This is a genomic window from Paenibacillus sp. FSL H8-0079 (genome assembly GCF_037991315.1).
Classification (GTDB): Bacteria; Bacillota; Bacilli; order Paenibacillales; family Paenibacillaceae; genus Paenibacillus.
Window position 1 is genome coordinate 3742744 of sequence record NZ_CP150300.1, and the last position, 18440, is coordinate 3761183.

Here is an 18440-nt window from a genome sequence, read left to right on the forward strand (position 1 = left end):
TTTTCTATTCGTGAAGTGCCTCCCATAGCCCGGCACCAAGCATGTTGCCTGCGGTCTGCTTGCGATAATGTTCTGTTGCAAATGCATCGCTATAAGTCATAAATTCGCTAGCTACAGTGGCTCCGAGAGTCGCGGCTTGCATGACAGAAGCTTCGCTACCAAGAAGCTGTTGTTCTGACTCCAGAAGTCGCATCGCCATGCCTGAGCCCCCGCCAGCCGCAATCGCAATCTTGGTCCAGCGGTTATCCGAGTCAATCTCTCCATACAACGCAACCGTCACCAGCGATGCACTGAACGTCTCCCGTCGACCCAGCTTGCGATAAAAGGAAACTTCTCGTGCAGCAAGTCTGTACTCACCTTCCACATCAAGCATAGAGGACGGTCTCATCGGAATATGAATCGAGATTAATACGTCCCCTGGATTACGGCTGCCATCCCGTCCACCCTGAAGCCAGGAAGACACACTGCAGATCTCGATGCCGCTGTCCGTCAACCAGTGCAGCTCCGCATCATATACAAGTAAAGCAGTCAGTGTATCACCCACTCCGGATACAACATTCCCGCCAATGGTTGCCACATTTCGAATGGAAGGAGCAGCAATTGCATTCACCGCTTCTTGCAGGATCGGCAGTTGATGCAACAACGCGTCTGAAGTACATTCCTTCAATCGGGTCATGGCTCCAATCACCATCTCATCTCCACGAATAGATAAACCGCTCATTTCAGGAATACGACCCAGACTAATCATGTGTTCAGGCGCTGGAATCAAGCCACCTTCCCACTGGGTTCGCAGCAATGTTCCACCTGCCGTAAAACAACATATTCCCTTCAGTCTACTTCTCAACGTTTGCAGTTCTTGCAGATTCTCAGGTTGCCATACCGATGGCATGGCTCCAGAACCGTATGCCGGTATTACCATCGCTGCATCCCCTTTCTCTCTCTTCCTTGGGCAGGAAATTCAACCGTCTGATCCAGATAATTCTTCAAATCATATGAGAGTTCAGCAACAACGTCAATTACCTTCACATCGTTTTGGATAAATGTATAAAACCTGCGTTCCATTTGTGCTTGATGCATCATGATCTAACGAAAGCTAATACAGTCTCTCTTTCACCACACGTTAAAAGAAGACAAACAGGCCAACCAGACTGCCTGGCTGACCTGATCATGTTATTAAATTATACATAGTTAATAATCTTCTCCTGTTATTTAGTCTGTCTTCTCCGATTCATATACATGATTCAGAATACGTTCCAATTCCGGTTCTGTATCCGCATCCCAGAAACTAGTCTCAGACAGTGGTACATGTACACCTGAATAGTTAGCGCTGCGCATAATCTTGCGTGCCCCCTCATCTCCATGCAAGGACAACAGAGGTCCGAACATGTGAGAGCGAAAAGCAACGGGCGGTTTACCTCCCTCACCATCTGTTGCTGCAACATAGTCACTCAGCTTGTGGGTAGCCAATGCCGTGGTCACCAGATTGATATCCTGTACTTGTAATAAAGGCTGATCCCCCAGAAGCATGAGGATGCCCTCCGGTTTATACTCCATGGCGGACAATACGCCAGAATGAAGAGAATTGGCCATGCCGCAGGCATAGTCAGCACAGACTACAATACGAAGTCTTGCTGTGGGATGATAGGCATACGTGGCAGAATCAAACCATTTTACAGGCAGCCATGCCAACGAATCTTCCGGTTTGACCACACAAACCACTTGATCCAACTCCGAATTCAGCGCAGCTTCCAATGACCATGCAGCCAGCGACCTTCCGTCAGGCATGACAACCGAGAGTTTATCCCGACCAAGGCGACGACTCTTACCTGCTGCCAGAACTATGCCCGTCATTCGCATGTGCAACGCTCCCCTTCTGCACCTCGGAACTCAAGGAAGAGACCTTATGTTTACATGCGATCAATTCAGCTGCAATGCTGATGGCGATCTCTTCGGGACCGTCTGCCCCGATACTCAAACCAACGGGAGAATGCACATATTTCATCGGTGGTAAGCCATCCAGCAGACGGACTGTACGTGTTTTGGAACCCATGATCCCAAGATAAGCATACTCACAGTCCACTAATATCTCCAACAGTTCACGTTCGCGGGGAAAATTGTGACTCATTAGAATCAGATAATCTCCGTTGTGCACGTTTAACAAAGGCATAATCTCACATGGGAAACCAAGTACAAGTTCAGCTTCAGGGAATCGTTCCGAGGTACATAAGGACTCTCGCCAATCGGCTACAACTACTCGGAATCCTGCAGATCGGGCGAGTCTGGCAACAGGAATAACATCATTCCCGGCTCCGATGATAATCAGGCGAGGTTTAGGCGTGTATAGCGAAGTATGTTGCTGCGGGAGGTTCCAGGGATTCGTTGAAACCGTGTTATTTGTCGCTATTTCAGCATCAGCCTCAGAGATATGTTGTGAATTAGCGGATAGATGGGAAGAGTGAGATCCGTTTGACGTAGCAGATGCCACTTCAGGAACAAGCATAAGGCGAGGTATATCGGGAGAATGTTGTGTTGATGTTGTATGTTCATGCTTGGTATTTCCACTGCTATGTTGCACATCAACCTGCAATGGCGATCGATTATGATTCGCCACAACATCATGAGAATGGACGAGCGAAGGACGCAAGACTGGATGGTGCCCCTTTTCCATAGGCTCAGTCCGTCTCCAGTCATATTCAACCTTCGTATAATCATCTTGGAATGTTCGGGTTAATGCTGTTGTAGCCCCGGATTGCAAACACTCATGCATCTTCTGCAACGTATGTCGGAGTTCACCACACACAGGTTCAAGCAACACAACAACGAGCCCGCCGCAGCCGATCGTCTCACCCCAGGACAGATCATCCTCAGGACGCATGTCGTATTCCGCGAATTCCATCTGCTTCGTATCCATCACATGGCTCACCCGGGCCTGAAGATCACTCTCCAGGCATCCCGGACTGATACTGCCATACATTATGCCATCCTCAGTCAACAGCATAGAGACCCCCTGCTTACGGTAAGCATGACCCTCTACCTTGATCGCTGTTGCGAGCACGCAGCGCGTTTCACGGGCTGCGATTGCACACAGATCATGCATTTCCATAGTGGTCTCCATCCTTTCTCGAATCGCATAAGCTTCCTTCGCTCAGATGCGCTTCATCAATCTCGCAATGCTTTTATCCGACTCACGCAGCACAATGCCACGATCAATCGTCTGAATCTTGCGATTCTTGAGCACGATACTTCCGTCAATAATAACGGTGTCCACACAGCTACGTGTTGCAGAATAGACCACGCGGGAATAGACATCCGTCTCATAGGAAGGGTACGTGTGGAAATCATCCAGATCCAGCAGCAGCATATCTGCCTTTTTGCCCACTTCGAGACTGCCGATTTCCTTCGACATGCCGAGCACCTCTGCACCACCCATGGTAGCCATACGCAATACCGTCCGGGCATCCATCACCGTTGGACCATGAGGAATCTTCTGCATCAGCGCTGTGAGGCGCATTTCCTGAAACATATCCAGGTTGTTGTTGCATGCGGCACCATCGGCACCAATCCCAACCGCGATCTGACGATTCAGCAGATCAGGAATATCGGCTACCCCGGAGGAAAGCTTCATATTCGATCCAGGACAGTGAGTGACTTTGACACCGCGCTTGCGGATGATCTCTTTCTCTTCCTCACTCAACCATACACAGTGGGCCAGCACCAATCTTGGGGTAGCCAGACCGATATGATCGAGGTATACGATGTTGCGCATTCCGCGTTCATGTTCTACCAGTTCGATCTCTCCGCGATTCTCGGAGGCATGGGTGTGGACTTTGACATGATATTTATTGGACAGGTCTCGCACCTCTACCAGCAATTCTTCAGTACACGATACTACGAAGCGTGGACAGAAAGCATACTGAATGCGACCTCCGCCAAACCCGTTCCATTTTTCCAGCAGATCGACACTCTGTTGCAACGAAGTCGCTGTATTCTCCCGCAGGGGTTCCGGAACCTCGTCGCCATGATCCATCATCACCTTGCCAGAAATGACCCGAATGCCGCTCTGTGCCATCGCCTGAAATGCCGAGTCTGTGTGATGTACCGTCTCCATATCCAGAATGGTCGTGGTTCCACTGGAGATCAATTCGCCGAGTCCAAGCATTGCCGAATAATAGACGGACTCCTCATCATGTGCTGCTTCCAGCGGCCAGATGCGTTGACGGAGCCAATCCATCAGTTCCAGATCATCCGCACGTCCACGGAACAAGGTCTGACACAGATGAATATGCGTCTGGATGAAGCCTGGTAACAGCACTTTGCCGCGAGCATCAATAACCTGATCAGCCTCAACGTCAATGTGAGCTGCAATCTCCTTGATTTTATTATCCTCGATCAACAAATCTCCAATGAATACTTCCTCTTCTGCATTCATCGTCACAAGCTGTGCGCCCTTTAGCAGGATCGTTCCCATGCCAATCTCCCCTATCTGTGTCTGTCTATATCGTTCAACTCATACATACTTACACTTGCACTCCGATGACAGACTAACCTTCCGATCGCTGTCTGTTACCATCCAATAGCCATTCCATCGCCCCTAGGGTCTGCCGCGCCGCTAATCATGCCGTCCTCACGAATGACAATGCCTTGCGACTGTCCCATAATACCGTCCCACGGCGCTCTGGCTTCAACGTTATGTCCCCACTGGGCAAGGGTTGCACATACGTCATCATGATATCGGTTCTCCACACGCATCGTATCGCCTTCTTCACCCCAAGTACGTCCGTACACCCAACGCGGCAGGCTGATCGCTTCCTGGATGTTGAGCCCGTAATCAAGCACTCCGGTAAGCACCGATAATTGCGTCTGCGGCTGACCTTCTCCTCCCTGCGTGCCAACGAGCATATAAGGTTTGCCATCTCGTGTAACGAGGCCCGGCATGAGGGTATGGAATGAGCGTTTGTTCGGTTCCAGTACGTTGGCATCCCTCGGATCTAGAGAGAAAAAGGACCCCCGATTCTGCATAATGACCCCCGTATTCCCCGGAACATACGCTGCACCGAAGTCGAAATACAGGCTTTGAATGAAGGAAACGGCATTGCCTTCGCTATCGACAACCGCTGCATACGCCGTGTCCTGACCTATCGTTTTGGACAAAAAAGGCTGTGCCACAGGTGGAGCAGACTGAATCTCATTCCACAATTGGTCTCCGTAATCCTTGGATAACAAGTGATCCAGCGGAATGTCCCTGAAATCCGGGTCCGTCAGATAACGGTCACGATCCCGAAACGCCTTTTTTACCACTTCAGCCATCAGATGATAGAATTCAGGTGAAGTGCGTGCAACCGAGGACAGATCAGTATGCTCCAACATATTTAACATCATCAGCATCGAGAATCCTTGCGAGTTGGGCGGCATCTGATGAACTTCATAGCCACGATACTCCGTGCTAACGGGTTTCACCCACTCGCCACGATGCCCTGCAAAGTCTGCTGGGGCAAGCATGCCCCCATCTTCACGAATAGCCGAGGTCAGACGATCCGCAAGCTCCCCTTTATAAAAAGCATCTCGCCCTCCCGTCTGAATCAGACGAATGGAGTTAGCGAGTTCAGACTGGATCAGCAGCTCGCCTTCCTGCAAAAGTGTACCCGAAGGGGCAAATACCGCTCGCAGCGGTGTATGACCCAGTATGAAATCTTCATCCCTTTCCATCCACAGGCGGAGATTCCGGGATACAGAGCATCCTTTTTCCGCATACTGCGCGGCAGGTTCAAGCAATTGCTCCCACGGTAACTTTCCGTACCGGGACCAGACTTCCCACCAGGCATCCACCATTCCCGGAACCGTGATGGCACTAAGCACACCGCGCTGAGGGATGGCATTCATGCCCATCGCTTTGAACGTATCGGCATGAATGCCTGCGGCTGAGCGGCCACTTCCGTTATAGGCGGCAATCTCACCGCTCGTTCCATCATGAATCAGGAAGAAGGCGTCCCCGCCAAGTCCGGTCATATGCGGATATACCACACCCAGTGCAGCACTGACCGCAACAGCAGCATCGTAAGCATTCCCGCCTTGCTGAAGGATGGAGCTACCTACTGCACTCGCCAGGTAATGAGGAGTGGTGACCATGACCTCTCTGGAGATTGGCATTTGGTTTAACATAAGGCGCCCTCCTTCCCTGCATACACATCCATCGCTGCCTGCACCGCTTCACCGGCTGGTAACACATGACGATGACGGAGAAGAACAGCTTCCAAAGCTCCGAGCACATGAAGTACATTTTTGCGTTGGCAGCTGAATCCCATCGTACCGATCCGCCAGATTTGACCTTTCAACGGGCCGAATGAACTGGCAATCTCAATGCTGAAATTGTTCAGCAACATGCTGCGCACCGACTCACCATCGATGCCCTCCGGAATTGTGATACAGGTGACCACCGGAAGTTTACTGGACATATCCCCATACAATTGCAGTCCCATCCCCTGAATTCCTGCGACCAACGCACGTTCATTCACCAGATGTCTCTGGAACCTGGCCTCCAACCCTTCTTGCAGCAGAATGCGTAATCCTTCGTGAAGACCGTAGAGCATGGAGGTGGCCTCCGTATGATGGTTCAACCGTGCCGAACTCCAGTAATCCTGCAATTGGCTCAGGTCAAAATAATTGCTGGCAATGGTGCGGCCTTCTGCCCGCGCACTGGTTGCATCTCGCAGTCCGCGTTCAACTGTTTTGCGGCTCATCAGCTTCTGCTCCACACGACTGTTGTACGTGATAGGTGCCATCCCCGAAGGAACGGACAAGCATTTCTGCGTGCCGCCCATCACCGCATCCAGATGCCAGGCATCCGTCTCCACGGGTGTGCCGCCAATGGTTGCCACAGCATCTACAACGAGTAAAATATCGAGCTCGCGACAGGCTTTGCCAATCTCGGCAAGGGGCTGCATCTGTCCGGTGGAAGTTTCACCGTGAACCATCGCAACCAGACTCGGTTTATGGGTATGAATAGCCTTGATCACCTCTTCCGGATCAAATACCGTTCCCCATTCCGTTTCAAAAAAGACAACCTCGGCACCACAGCGTTCCGAGATCTCAACCAGCAGATGTCCGAATCGCCCGTAGATCGGGACGAGAACTTTGTCACCGGGCTGGATCAGACTGACCAACACAGCTTCAATGCCTGAACGGGATGTACCATCTACCGGATAACACCACTCGTTGTCTGTCATATATAACTCACGCAGCATCGCCATCGTCTCGTTCATCAAAGATGTGAATTCCGGGTCAAACTGACCCAGGATCGGAAAGGATAATGCTCTGAGTACACGTGGATCAACCTCAACGGGTCCCGGGGTCATAATGGTCCGCAAGGACGGAGATAACTCTTTATAGTTGGACATCTGCATTCAACTCCCGTAACCGTATTTATAGAGTAGCCGGACCAGAACCTGAAAACCGTGCATCAGGTCTGCTTCAGCTGTATATTCAAGTGGATTATGACTGATACCGTCCTGGCTCGGCACAAAGATCATAGCTGTTGGACAAGCCGGCTGGAAAATCTGCGAATCATGTCCCGCCCCGCTTGGCATCGGCCAATAGGACAATTGCTCCTGCTCACAGGTATCTTGAATGTCCGAGATCATCTGCGCGTTCATGGGAATGGGCGTGACGGATAGATGCTCTTCCCAATCCAATCCGAGCTGCTGCTCGGCTGCGATACGACTAAACGCCTGAAGCATATCCTGCCAGCAGCGATCAATACTTTCCTGCCGAATATGGCGGATATCCAGTGAAAACACCGCCCGGGCTGCAACCACGTTCCCAACACCCGGATCGGCTGTGATTCGCCCAACCGTGGCAACCAGCGGTTCTCCAGCTTCCAATGCGATATTCCTTACCTCAGCAATCATCTCGGCTGCTCCGGCAAGTGCGTCCTTGCGCCAAGACATCGGCGTCGTCCCCGCGTGATTTGCTTCTCCGCTGACGGTAATACTGAACCGCTTCTGACCTACGATATCGGATACGACTCCAATCGAATGTCCAAGACGTTCCAGAACCTGACCTTGCTCAATGTGAAGCTCAATAAAGGCACCGTAATTTTTCGCAGCGGGTCTATATGCACTATCAGGTCCAAAGCCTGCATCGCGGATCGCTTGTGCAAAGGTAACGCCATCTTGATCCTTCAAATGCTCTACATCTTCCAGAGTCGTCATTCCTGTTATACTGCGTGAACCCCAATACGCGAAAGGGAAGCGACTTCCCTCTTCTTCACATAGCGATACCACTTGAAGTGTGCGCTTCGGTGCTCCGAAATGCTTCTGTAAATACTCCAATGCCAGGACTCCCGCTACCACACCGTAAGCACCATCATACTTGCCACCATACACGACAGAATCAATATGTGATCCGGTCACAATCGGTAATTCTTCAGCACCCGTCGCTGATTCCTTACCCTCGCCCTGGAGTGTGCCATACAGATTGCCGGACTGGTCAAATTCGGGAGACAGCCCTTTCTCCTGCATTTTGGCAGCAAGTGCACCTTGTGCTTCACACCAAGCCGAATCATACAACAGTCGTGTAACGCCACCCTGTGCATCCGCACCATATGTCGACAGCCATTCAAGCATGGCTTGCAGCTCCACCTGTTCCACATTCGGCAAAGGAAGAGGTGCGTTATTCGTACCGGATGACCCGTATACTCCTGACTCCGTCATGGCGTCTCCCCCGTTCCCGCCTCGATGGGACTAGAGGAGTGGGCTGCAATGTGCTGCCCAATAGGTTCAGGAGACAATCCGGATTCCGAGTTATACACCCGTTGCCCACGACAGAATACGTCTGCAATGCGGCAGTTAAATGTACGTCCCACATAAGGGCTCTGTTGATGCGTATAGAGCAGATCCTCCGTGTTCAGGGTTGTGCTTTTCTCCCAGTCAATCAGGACGAGATCGGCATCCTTGCCAACTGCAATCTCTCCTTTGCTCTCCAGACCAAGCCTTCTGGCAGGTTGCAGGGAGAGCACTCTTCCGAGTAACGGGAGGTCGATATTGCGCTGAAGATGTCCGTCCTCCAGCATGATCAGCAGTGTGCTTTGCGCTCCGAATATACCGCCCCAGATTTCAAAAAAGTTATCGGATTGTTTCATGGATGGCGGACATGGCGAATGGTCTGAGGCAATAACATCAATTAATCCTGACGTCAGTGCATCCCATAACTGCTCCTGTTCAGATGAGCTGCGAAGCGGTGGAGCGCATTTCGCTACAGCACCCAATCGGACCACATCCTGATCGGTCAGTGTCAGATAATGAGGGCATGTCTCCGAAGTGACGTCCTGCCCACGCCGTTTAGCCGCTGCTATCAAATCCAGTGCTTCCCGGGTACTAATATGCACAAAATGCAGCGCACACCCGGTCTGTTCACCATATTTCAACGCTCGGGCAACCGCGACGACTTCAGCTTCCACAGGACGGGACCGAACATAATCCATCGGTTCAGTCTTTCCCTCCGCAATGCTTTTCGTGCCGAGTTCGGCAACCATGCTTTCGTCCTCTGCATGAAGTGCCAGCACACGGTTTAATTTTGCGATTTCATTCATTCCGTCCAGTAGCGTATGGTCATCGGCTCTGGCAAAGATATCTTCCCCTTCTCCACCCGGCTCGGACATAAATGCCTTGAATCCGGCTGCACCCAATCGTGACAGTGGAGCAAGTTCCTTACGATTGCCGGGAACCAAGCCTCCCCAGAAGGCATAATCAACATACGATTGGTTTACGGCTGCTTTCTTTTTCATCTCCCATGCTTCCGTCCTTGTAGTTGGCGGTACGCCGTTAAGCGGCATATCGACATAGGTTGTGATTCCCCCTGCGGCAAGGGATGCCGATCCAGACCGGAACCCCTCCCAACTGCCGAGTCCGGGTTCATTGAAGTGTACATGAATGTCCACCACGCCCGGCATCACTGTAAGCCCCTCAGCTTCTATGATCCGAGTCGCTTCGCCAGCGGCCAGCCGTGTGGATATGTCTGTTATTTTTTCACCAGTAATGCCAATATCCAGTTGTTCTACCCGATCTCTCAGCACCACCCGGGCTCCCCGGATGATGGTATCAAATGTTGTCATGCGGATGACCCTCCCCCTGAATCAGAACCGGATGTGTGCATATTCAGCTTCCCCGGTATGTACTGTAACCTCCTGGAGCTATCAATAATGGAATATGGTAATGGCTTGAGGCATCAGATACGGCAAAACGAATCGGAACAATTGTCCATAGTGTCTGCCCCAGTTCCTCCAACGAACGCTGTGCGTAATAACTCTCGACATGGAATTGAAGCTCATATATGGCTGACTCCAACTTGCCTCCATCCAGCAGCGGTGCATCCAAACGTCCATCCGCATTGGTCACCGACTCCGCAACTTTTATCTTGCTTTCCTGTTCTCCATCCCTCTTCAGGGTATACAGCTCGATCCGAACACCCGCAGCAGGAACGCCTTTGGATGTATCCAGCACATGAGTTGTAATTCGTCCTTCAGACATCGACATTAGACGTCACCTGCTTTCCCGGAGTCATGGCCGTCTGTTCCCAGATCATTCCTTGTCATCGAGAAACCCTGGAATCCATATGGCGGTCTTGGCTCAGTAAACACTTTGCCTTCCCCCTCTTTCACTTCCTCCAGCACCGTCTCCCAGGTCCGATTGTTGGATTCAAATGAAACCTCACTCAGTTGCTCAAATCGACTTAACACCCTTCGTCCAATCTGGTAGATCAGATGTTGAATGGATGCAGAGCGACACTCATGAAATACCGCCGCAGCCAAATCCCTGACCTGTTCCGCCGCTACATACCGTCCACGCTGATCATCTATACCGTCTCTCGGGTCCTCATAACGCCAATTAATATTCAGAAAAATAAACAGCGGTCGATCCCACGTCTCGGAGAGTGTCGTATATTCATCCTGCATAAAGCCGGCAAATTCACTGCCTTTGACCTTGATCAGTCTGAGATCGGCTACACCACTGAAATGGTTGCTTAGTTCAATCGAGTCTCCTGCTCGTTCCGCTTCTAAGGCAGCCGTTGCCCGATCATTCTGCGAATAACGGAATACGAGTGCACTCGGTCGGTAATTCCCTTCCAATCCAATCGGTATATCTTCAAAAGGAATCTGGTCCGCTGTCATCTGAACCTTGCTCATCTGCGGATACGTCTCCAGGAAACGCCGACTTACCAGCGCAAGAAACCCTTCCACCGTCGCCCCTGTGTAATCCGCTGCATGTCTAAGAATGAAATTCTTCATCGAATCGGTTGCCACCACCAGCGAATTATCCCCTTCTGCAAAAGAAGGCAAGAATTCATCGCCCTGCACAGCGACCTTAATGTTCAATCCAAACAGAATATTGCTGCGTCCCATAAACGGAGATTCCGGAATGGACTGTATACCCGTCAACGGCTTGGCGTAGGAACGGTACATCCACACATCCCCTTTGCCGTAATACATGGTCCGCTGCTGTACTGCGGCTGGCTTGCTCACAAATTCATGTTCATGACCGATCTGTGCGAGCCACTGCTCCAAACGAATGCCTGCAATCTTGAATACTTCCTTCAAAGCAGTCTCGAATTCTTCTTGCCTGCCTCGGCGATGACGTTGCCTCATGGATTCGAGGATGGAACTTGCGGTATGGCCTTTTACAGCCAATATGAATGGAAAGCCAAATTGGCTTGTATATGCTTTGTTTAATTGTAGAAGTTCGTTGTATTGTTCCCGTGACAGTGAATCAAGCCCTGCACCAGCCTGTTCTTGAACAGAGTTGCTGCTCATGCTGATTCGCGCTCCAAGATCCGGGTGATTTCGAAGCAGTTGCAACTTCACCTGGTCATCTGATGCCTGAACCACCTTCTTCATCACATTCATCATCTGTTCAAATGAATCGAAAGGTCGTGAAAGCCCGGAACGCTCAGCCACCCATGGTGATTCCTCAAATAAGCCGCCAAACGTATGCACGAACTGCGTGATAGACCAGTTGTTAACAAGTTTAATTAAGTCGCTCATGTTAGAACCTCCGGTCTGTTGTAGATTATTGTTCTTCATTCTAAGTGTCGTTCAATGTCGCGACAACAATATTTACGCAATTTTGTAATATAACATAACATCAGAGTTGTGATTTGTTTGCTGTGCACGGGAAGATCAGCTTTTGTTGTCCTCAAACATGAATAAACCGCACTCCATCAAGGGAATGCGGTTCTTGGGGGTCTGGCCAGGTAGTATTGTCATGATGCACAATGTGCGATCTAGAGTTGAACATTGTGGGGTCTTGCAGCTACTTTGTCCCGCACAAACTTGCGGAAGGTGAATACCAGCTTTAACTTAAGCAGATCATTTGTCTTTTTAAAGTCCATTTGCAGCAAGCTGCCGACTTTCTCCATACGATAGGTGACCGTATTGCGATGTACAAACAGCTGCTTGGCAGCTTCATTGATCAGTCCGTCATTCTCGATAAAGGACTCCAATGTATTCATCAGCACCTGATTGGGATCACCGTCCCTGGCAAGTAACGGTTCAAGTACTTTATTGCAATAGTTCTCCATGATGTTATCCGGTACGTGTTGGAACACATAGGCAAATTCGAGCATTTCAAATTGCAGCGCACGATCTTTCATGCCGAACCGACGAGCCAATTGTCGAGTATCCAGACACTCCTGATATGCTTCACGGAGTGACTTAGGCTCATGCTTCATTTTGCTGATCCAGAAACGCGGAGCCGGTGCTCCTTTCGCTTCTTGCGCTGCCAGAACATCACCAAACCGACTCAACAGAAAACTTGACAGCTCCTCTCCATAATCTCGCCCTGTTGGACAGGTATAGATGGATAGAATGCCATCCTCGATCTGAAAATGCTGCGAGGCCGTGAATTGCATCAGCGGATTGTATTGCAACTCGCGATGAATCTGTTTAAGCAGCTTTCCCTCGGCAAACACGGTTGGCTCAAGCGTAATCAATACGCACTGATAGGTGCCCTGGAACAGATGTACACCTTTGTTCTCACTCATGGTGGTCAATTCCTGAACGGTCATTTTGTTATCCAAATACTGTGAAAGCAGTGTACGCATCTCATCCTGCACAGTCGGGTTAATATGCTCACGATAAGTCATATCCATATAGAATGCCAGCACATCAGCAGCCTGCTGAAACAGCTCTTCTTCTGCTCGAAGCGATAGGGCTGAATCCGTAAACACAAGCAACGATCCGTACTCTTCATCATTCTGCTTAATCGGTACGCGATGACAGCTCCCTTGATTCCATTTCACTCGGTGCATGACAGATTTCCAAGGCCAACCTTGAGTTACCGCATCTCCCGCAATGCCTTCACTGCCATAGAGCACATGCCCACGAGAACCAATGACTGCAAGCGGATAGTTCAGCACCGTAGCAAGTTCGGCAAACACATTCCGATGCGGCTGCTGTTGCAGCGCAAACTGCATTAATTTCTTCTGCTTCTGTACGACTTCATGCAGCAATCGGTTACTACGTTCATGTTCAGCCTTGAACAAGGCGTTCATCTGGTCGGAGAAGGTGAATTGAAAGGGAAGCTCAAGCAGCGGTAAACGAAGTCGATCGGCTTCCTCGACAATGCCTTGGGGAATGGACTGCCAGAAGCGTCCCAGCTTGATGCCGAGTCCTGCACAGCCGCGTTCATTCAAGCGTCGCATCAAACGTAGCGCATCCGTCTCACTGTCTTTCATAATAAAAGCGGTGGTGAACAGCATTTCTCCGGATTTGATCCAATCCGCGATATCAGGAGCGTCCATGACATTAACGGATTTCATCATCCGTGAAGTCCCTTCTCCACCCGCAACCAGTTTGGCCTCTGACAACGGGTATACCTGTAAAGCCTCTTTGACCGTAAGTTGCATGGACACTACCTCCCATATATATAACACAATATCGTATTATTGTCGTTTCTACAGACTGAATTCTGGATTATACTTCTAATTAAATCTATATTCATCCATTTAATTTTGTTTATTGTTAAGTATTATAACATCAAATTCCGGAATAAAGCTTACACGCAAAAAAAATAAAACCTATAACCTAATTACAGCGCACTCTCCTGTAATCGGCATAGGTTTCATATCAGATTTCCAATGTTTCGTGATTGATCCATAATTTCATACGCGATAATACCTCTTTAATATTCAGCGGTTTGCTGAGGTAGTCTGAAGCACCTGCTGCAATACATTTCTCCCGATCCTCTTTCATGGCCTTGGCTGTCAGCGCAATAATCGGAAGCTGAGTCAGACCAAGCCGTTCACGGATCTGGCGAGTTGTTTCATAACCATCCAGTTCCGGCATCATGATATCCATCATGATAATATCAGGTTTGACTCCTCCACGCTCCAACAATTCCAGACACTCGTATCCGTTCTGCGCTGAAATGACATTCATGCCGTATTGCTCAAGGGCGTTAGCCAGGGCATATACATTACGTATATCATCATCAACAACAAGCACTTGGCGTCCGCTGAGCAACGCTTCTTCCAGAGGTGTTAATAACACGTCCGATGGAGCTGTGGTCAATGAAGGAAGTTTGTTGATCTCAGGTGTGGTGCTAGCCACCTCATTCAGGAACAGCCGAGATGCTTGCATCGTCTCAGGTTCATCTCTTCGCAGCGGCAGGAACAGCGTGAACACACTGCCATGTCCTTCACGGCTTGTTGCCGAGATTGAACCACCCAACAGGGTCGCAAGCGATTGAGATATGGACAAGCCCAGCCCGGTTCCCCCGTATTTACGTGCTGTAGCTCCATCCGCCTGTTTGAAAGCATCGAAGATCTGCATGAGTTTGTTATCCGCAATCCCGATCCCTGTATCACTGACGGAGAAAGCAATCACGTCTGTTTCTTGGCCTTTCGCCTCAGGGTTCGCCAGACTCATTCTGGAGATGGTTAAGGCAACTTCACCCTCACTGGTGAACTTGAATGCGTTCGAGAGCAGATTTCGGAGAATCTGATGCAATCTCATCTCATCGGTCACGATGGTTTCCGGCAAAGGACTTTGGAGCTGAATCCGGAAGTCTATTCTTTTCTGCTCAGCTGTTTGCAGGAAATACTGATTCATAATTTCAGGCAGACTGCCCAGGTAGACATCATCGAAATCCACTTCCATCTGCCCGGCTTCCACCTTGGATAGATCGAGAATATCATTGATCAGATTAAGCAGGTCTTTGCCTGATTTGTGAATGACTGAAGCATAATTCTGCTCTTCACTATTCAAGTGTTGATTTTTATTTTCAGACAATATCTCGGATAAAATCAACATGCTGTTGAGTGGTGTCCGCAGTTCATGGGACATGTTCGCCAAGAATTCGGATTTGTATCCTGAGCTCGTTCGTAACTGATCTGCCACAACCGAAAGTTCATTGGCAGATGTCTCTGCAGCGCTCTTCTGTATTTCCAGGCGATCGTTAAGCATATGAAGCTCTTCGGTCTGCATTTGCAGTTCCTCTGTCTGAGACAGCATCTCTTCGGTCTGAGCCTGAAGTTTCTCCGATTGCGCCTGTAACTCTTCATTCAGAACTTGTGACTCATCGTACAATTGCTGTAATTCCATACGAGTGACGGTGGAGTGTAGTGAAACACCGAAAATCTCAGTAAGTTCTTGCATCAGCTTCATGTCATTCTCTTGCAGCGGATTCATTGAAGCGAGTTCAATTACCGCAATCGTTCTGCCTTCGAACAGTACCGGCACAACGGTAAGTGATGTGGCAGATGCATGACCAAGACCCGACGAGATTCGGATATAGTTTTGAGGCAAGTCATTCATGCGCAAGACTCGCTTCTCGACAGCACTTTGTCCGACAAGTCCCTCACCCGGGGCAAGCGACACTTTACCGAGCGAACGTTCTTTCTCTCCATCCGCAGCATATGCAGCCACGCGCAGTAGTCGATTGTCTTTCAAATAATATAGGACGCTATAAGGCACTTCAAACAGAATGGCAAGTTCGTTCAAGAACAAGCGTGACAATCCCTCTAGATTGGTCGGGTTCTGCAAAAGTGTGGCAATGCCCGTAATCTGATCTTTGATTCGATTCTGTTCCTGCACTTCATCCAGCAACTTGTTCGTTTCATTCCCCAGATCACCCACTTCGTCACGTGTACGCACCTGAATTCGCTGCTTCAGGTTTCCACCTTTAGAGATATCACTGATCGTGTGCATGACATCTCGTAACGTTTTGACAATATTCCCTGAGATTACGATCGCAGCGGTGATTGATAATGCTGCAATAACACCCCAGAGCGTATACATAATTGTCAGCAGTGTGGAACTGCGTGCGGCAAGATCAGTTACCCTTGCTTCCGTCAGAGCAATTTCGGTGCTACGGAAGGTCGCGAGCTGGGATCTCAACAAATCAATTTCCGTTTTACCAGGATCAGATTGGAAGAATGCAATTACCTGTGCTTGATCCCCTTGCTTTTTCAAGTTTACGGACGGTTCCCCAGCGATCTCAATCCAGCGTGTAATATGTGATTTGATATTTTGCAGACTCTGCTGCTGTGAAGGATTGTCACTAATGAGAGCATTCAACTGATCATAGTTGGAACTCCATTGGGAGAGGCCTTGGGAATAAGGCTCCAGGTAACTTTCATTGCCTGTAATCATGAATCCACGCTGTCCTGTTTCCATGTTCAAGACATTTTTTTCAATCGCGTTGGTCAGATTATGTACTTCCAGATCATGATGGCTGATAAAATCATTTTCCTTCTGTAACACATTAATTTGGGCCGTAAGAACTAGCAAAACAGCACCAAATAAAACTACAACCACAAGATAGCCCAATAGAATTTTGGAGCGTATCGTAAATCTTCTCGTTTTTGACAACGCGGAAACCTCCAAATATATACGAATCCCATTCATGTACGTTAAAACAGTTGCATATGTAGTTTATATGTATACGTATAGTCTGACAAGCTTTAAGTTCATCCATTTGTATTAGAAAAACGACCTGCTTATGCAGGTCGTCATCTTCATCGATCTATATTACTCATTCAGGCTGATTTTAGGCCTTTGGAGCGATCATTTTGGCTGGATCAACATATTGATCAAATTGCTCTTCCGTAAGCAGGCCCGTTTGTAACGTCGCCTGTTTCAAAGACAAGCCTTCTTTATGCGCAAGCTTTGCAATTTTGGCTGCATTCTCATAACCAATATGCGGATTGAGGGCGGTAACCAGCATAAGCGAATTGTTCAGATTATGTTCAATCTGATCCAGGTTAGGCTCAATACCTACGGCACACTTGTCGTTAAACGCAATAATGGAGTCCGCCAGCAGCTGCACGGATTGCAGGAAGTTATAGATGATAACTGGTTTGAATACATTCAGTTCAAAATTACCCTGACTCGCCGCGAATCCAATCGCTGCATCATTCCCCATGACCTGCGTAACCACCATGGTAATAGCCTCGCTCTGAGTTGGGTTGACTTTACCTGGCATAATGGAGCTGCCTGGCTCATTCTCCGGAATACGGATTTCTCCCAATCCACTGCGGGGGCCACTGGCTAACCAGCGAACATCATTGGCGATTTTCATCAAATCAGCTGCAAGCGCTTTAACCGCACCGTGCGCATACACAACTTCATCATGACTCGTAAGTGCATGGAATTTGTTTGGTGCAGATACAAAATCTTTACCTGTATGCTTGCCAATCTCCTTGGCAGTGAAGTCCCCGAAGTCCGGATGAGCATTGATTCCGGTTCCCACAGCTGTACCGCCGATGGCAAGTTCCTTCAGGTACTGCACACTTTCACGAATCATCCGCTCGCTCTTGCCCAACATGGCTTCCCATCCACTAATCTCCTGACCGAGCGTAATCGGTGTTGCATCCTGGAGGTGGGTACGTCCAATTTTGATAATATCCTTGAATGCATCCGACTTGTCTGCAAAAGTGGCTTTCAATACCGCGATTGCTGGCAAAAGTTGATCCTCAACAGCCAGAACACCTGCGACATGCAGAGCCGTTGGGAATGTGTCGTTAGAGCTCTGGGACATGTTCACGTCATCATTTGGATGCAGACGCTCTTCCTTGCCCTTCTGCTCCAGCAGTTGGTTACCCAGATTAGCAATGACTTCGTTCACATTCATATTGGATTGCGTTCCGCTTCCGGTCTGCCACACAACCAGTGGGAAATGGTCATCAATTCGACCTGCAATAATCTCGTCTGCTGCATAAGCGATGGCATCGGACTTGGCCGCAGATAATTTACCCAATTTATGGTTACTGGCCGCAGCACTTTTTTTCAAAATGGCAAGGGCACGTATAACTTCCATCGGCATATGTTCACTGCCAATCGGAAAGTTCTCCTTGCTGCGCTGCGTCTGAGCTCCCCACAGCCTGTCGGCTGGTACTTTCATTTCGCCTAACGTATCTCTCTCAATGCGGTATTCCACTTGCTTGTCCTC

Annotated in this window: 13 protein-coding genes; all 13 read right to left on the bottom strand. The window is 49.3% G+C overall.

Translation table 11 applies throughout. From position 1 onward, the window contains the following. Nucleotides 1-4: 4 nt before the first annotated feature. Nucleotides 5-919 (bottom strand): FAD binding domain-containing protein, encoded by a 915-nt coding sequence (locus MHI06_RS16595; protein WP_340398486.1) that lies wholly within the window; start codon nucleotides 917-919, stop codon nucleotides 5-7. Between the two features lie 290 nt (nucleotides 920-1209). After that, nucleotides 1210-1857 (bottom strand): nucleotidyltransferase family protein, encoded by a 648-nt coding sequence (locus MHI06_RS16600; protein WP_340398487.1) that lies wholly within the window; start codon nucleotides 1855-1857, stop codon nucleotides 1210-1212. Then, complete coding sequence (locus MHI06_RS16605; protein ID WP_340398488.1) at nucleotides 1823-3103, bottom strand: XdhC family protein; 1281 nt, start codon at nucleotides 3101-3103, stop codon at nucleotides 1823-1825. Before MHI06_RS16605 ends, MHI06_RS16600 begins: the two co-directional genes overlap by 35 nt. Nucleotides 3104-3145: 42 nt before the next feature. Further along, nucleotides 3146-4468: a 5'-deoxyadenosine deaminase gene (locus MHI06_RS16610; RefSeq protein WP_169480960.1), complete on the bottom strand. Its 1323-nt coding sequence runs from the start codon at nucleotides 4466-4468 to the stop codon at nucleotides 3146-3148. Nucleotides 4469-4563: 95 nt separating this feature from the next. Then, nucleotides 4564-6159 (bottom strand): gamma-glutamyltransferase, encoded by a 1596-nt coding sequence (gene ggt / locus MHI06_RS16615; RefSeq protein WP_340398489.1) that lies wholly within the window; start codon nucleotides 6157-6159, stop codon nucleotides 4564-4566. After that, nucleotides 6153-7394: an alanine--glyoxylate aminotransferase family protein gene (locus MHI06_RS16620; protein ID WP_340398490.1), complete on the bottom strand. Its 1242-nt coding sequence runs from the start codon at nucleotides 7392-7394 to the stop codon at nucleotides 6153-6155. The genes ggt and MHI06_RS16620 overlap by 7 nt, the downstream gene beginning before the upstream one ends. 6 nt (nucleotides 7395-7400) lie before the next feature. After that, on the bottom strand, nucleotides 7401-8708 hold the full coding sequence (locus MHI06_RS16625) for a Zn-dependent hydrolase (protein ID WP_340398491.1): 1308 nt from the start codon (nucleotides 8706-8708) through the stop codon (nucleotides 7401-7403). Next, a complete protein-coding gene (gene allB / locus MHI06_RS16630; RefSeq protein WP_340398492.1) occupies nucleotides 8705-10108 on the bottom strand; it encodes an allantoinase AllB in 1404 nt (467 codons plus the stop codon). Before allB ends, MHI06_RS16625 begins: the two co-directional genes overlap by 4 nt. 43 nt (nucleotides 10109-10151) lie before the next feature. Then, the gene (gene uraH / locus MHI06_RS16635; protein ID WP_340398493.1) at nucleotides 10152-10529 is read right to left on the bottom strand and encodes a hydroxyisourate hydrolase; all 378 of its coding nucleotides are present in this window, start codon (nucleotides 10527-10529) and stop codon (nucleotides 10152-10154) included. Continuing rightward, nucleotides 10529-12034 carry a factor-independent urate hydroxylase gene (pucL, locus tag MHI06_RS16640; protein WP_340398494.1) on the bottom strand — a complete coding sequence of 502 codons (1506 nt, stop codon included), beginning with the start codon at nucleotides 12032-12034 and terminating at the stop codon, nucleotides 10529-10531. Before pucL ends, uraH begins: the two co-directional genes overlap by 1 nt. Before the next feature lie 239 nt (nucleotides 12035-12273). Continuing rightward, nucleotides 12274-13896 (bottom strand): PucR family transcriptional regulator ligand-binding domain-containing protein, encoded by a 1623-nt coding sequence (locus MHI06_RS16645; RefSeq protein WP_340398495.1) that lies wholly within the window; start codon nucleotides 13894-13896, stop codon nucleotides 12274-12276. Between the two features lie 220 nt (nucleotides 13897-14116). Beyond that, a complete protein-coding gene (locus MHI06_RS16650) occupies nucleotides 14117-16861 on the bottom strand; it encodes a CHASE3 domain-containing protein (protein WP_340398496.1) in 2745 nt (914 codons plus the stop codon). 178 nt (nucleotides 16862-17039) lie between these two features. Next, nucleotides 17040-18428: a class II fumarate hydratase gene (gene fumC / locus MHI06_RS16655; RefSeq protein WP_076250332.1), complete on the bottom strand. Its 1389-nt coding sequence runs from the start codon at nucleotides 18426-18428 to the stop codon at nucleotides 17040-17042. Nucleotides 18429-18440 lie beyond the last annotated feature (12 nt).

What these genes read in the sequence shown, in the direction of transcription:
- MHI06_RS16595 (WP_340398486.1), bottom strand. Translation starts at nt 919, where the DNA reads ATGGTAATACCGGCATACGGTTCTGGAGCCATGCCATCGGTATGGCAA.
- MHI06_RS16600 (WP_340398487.1), bottom strand. Translation starts at nt 1,857, where the DNA reads ATGCGAATGACGGGCATAGTTCTGGCAGCAGGTAAGAGTCGTCGCCTT.
- MHI06_RS16605 (WP_340398488.1), bottom strand. Translation starts at nt 3,103, where the DNA reads ATGGAAATGCATGATCTGTGTGCAATCGCAGCCCGTGAAACGCGCTGC.
- MHI06_RS16610 (WP_169480960.1), bottom strand. Translation starts at nt 4,468, where the DNA reads ATGGGAACGATCCTGCTAAAGGGCGCACAGCTTGTGACGATGAATGCA.
- ggt (WP_340398489.1), bottom strand. Translation starts at nt 6,159, where the DNA reads ATGTTAAACCAAATGCCAATCTCCAGAGAGGTCATGGTCACCACTCCT.
- MHI06_RS16620 (WP_340398490.1), bottom strand. Translation starts at nt 7,394, where the DNA reads ATGTCCAACTATAAAGAGTTATCTCCGTCCTTGCGGACCATTATGACC.
- MHI06_RS16625 (WP_340398491.1), bottom strand. Translation starts at nt 8,708, where the DNA reads ATGACGGAGTCAGGAGTATACGGGTCATCCGGTACGAATAACGCACCT.
- allB (WP_340398492.1), bottom strand. Translation starts at nt 10,108, where the DNA reads ATGACAACATTTGATACCATCATCCGGGGAGCCCGGGTGGTGCTGAGA.
- uraH (WP_340398493.1), bottom strand. Translation starts at nt 10,529, where the DNA reads ATGTCGATGTCTGAAGGACGAATTACAACTCATGTGCTGGATACATCC.
- pucL (WP_340398494.1), bottom strand. Translation starts at nt 12,034, where the DNA reads ATGAGCGACTTAATTAAACTTGTTAACAACTGGTCTATCACGCAGTTC.
- MHI06_RS16645 (WP_340398495.1), bottom strand. Translation starts at nt 13,896, where the DNA reads ATGCAACTTACGGTCAAAGAGGCTTTACAGGTATACCCGTTGTCAGAG.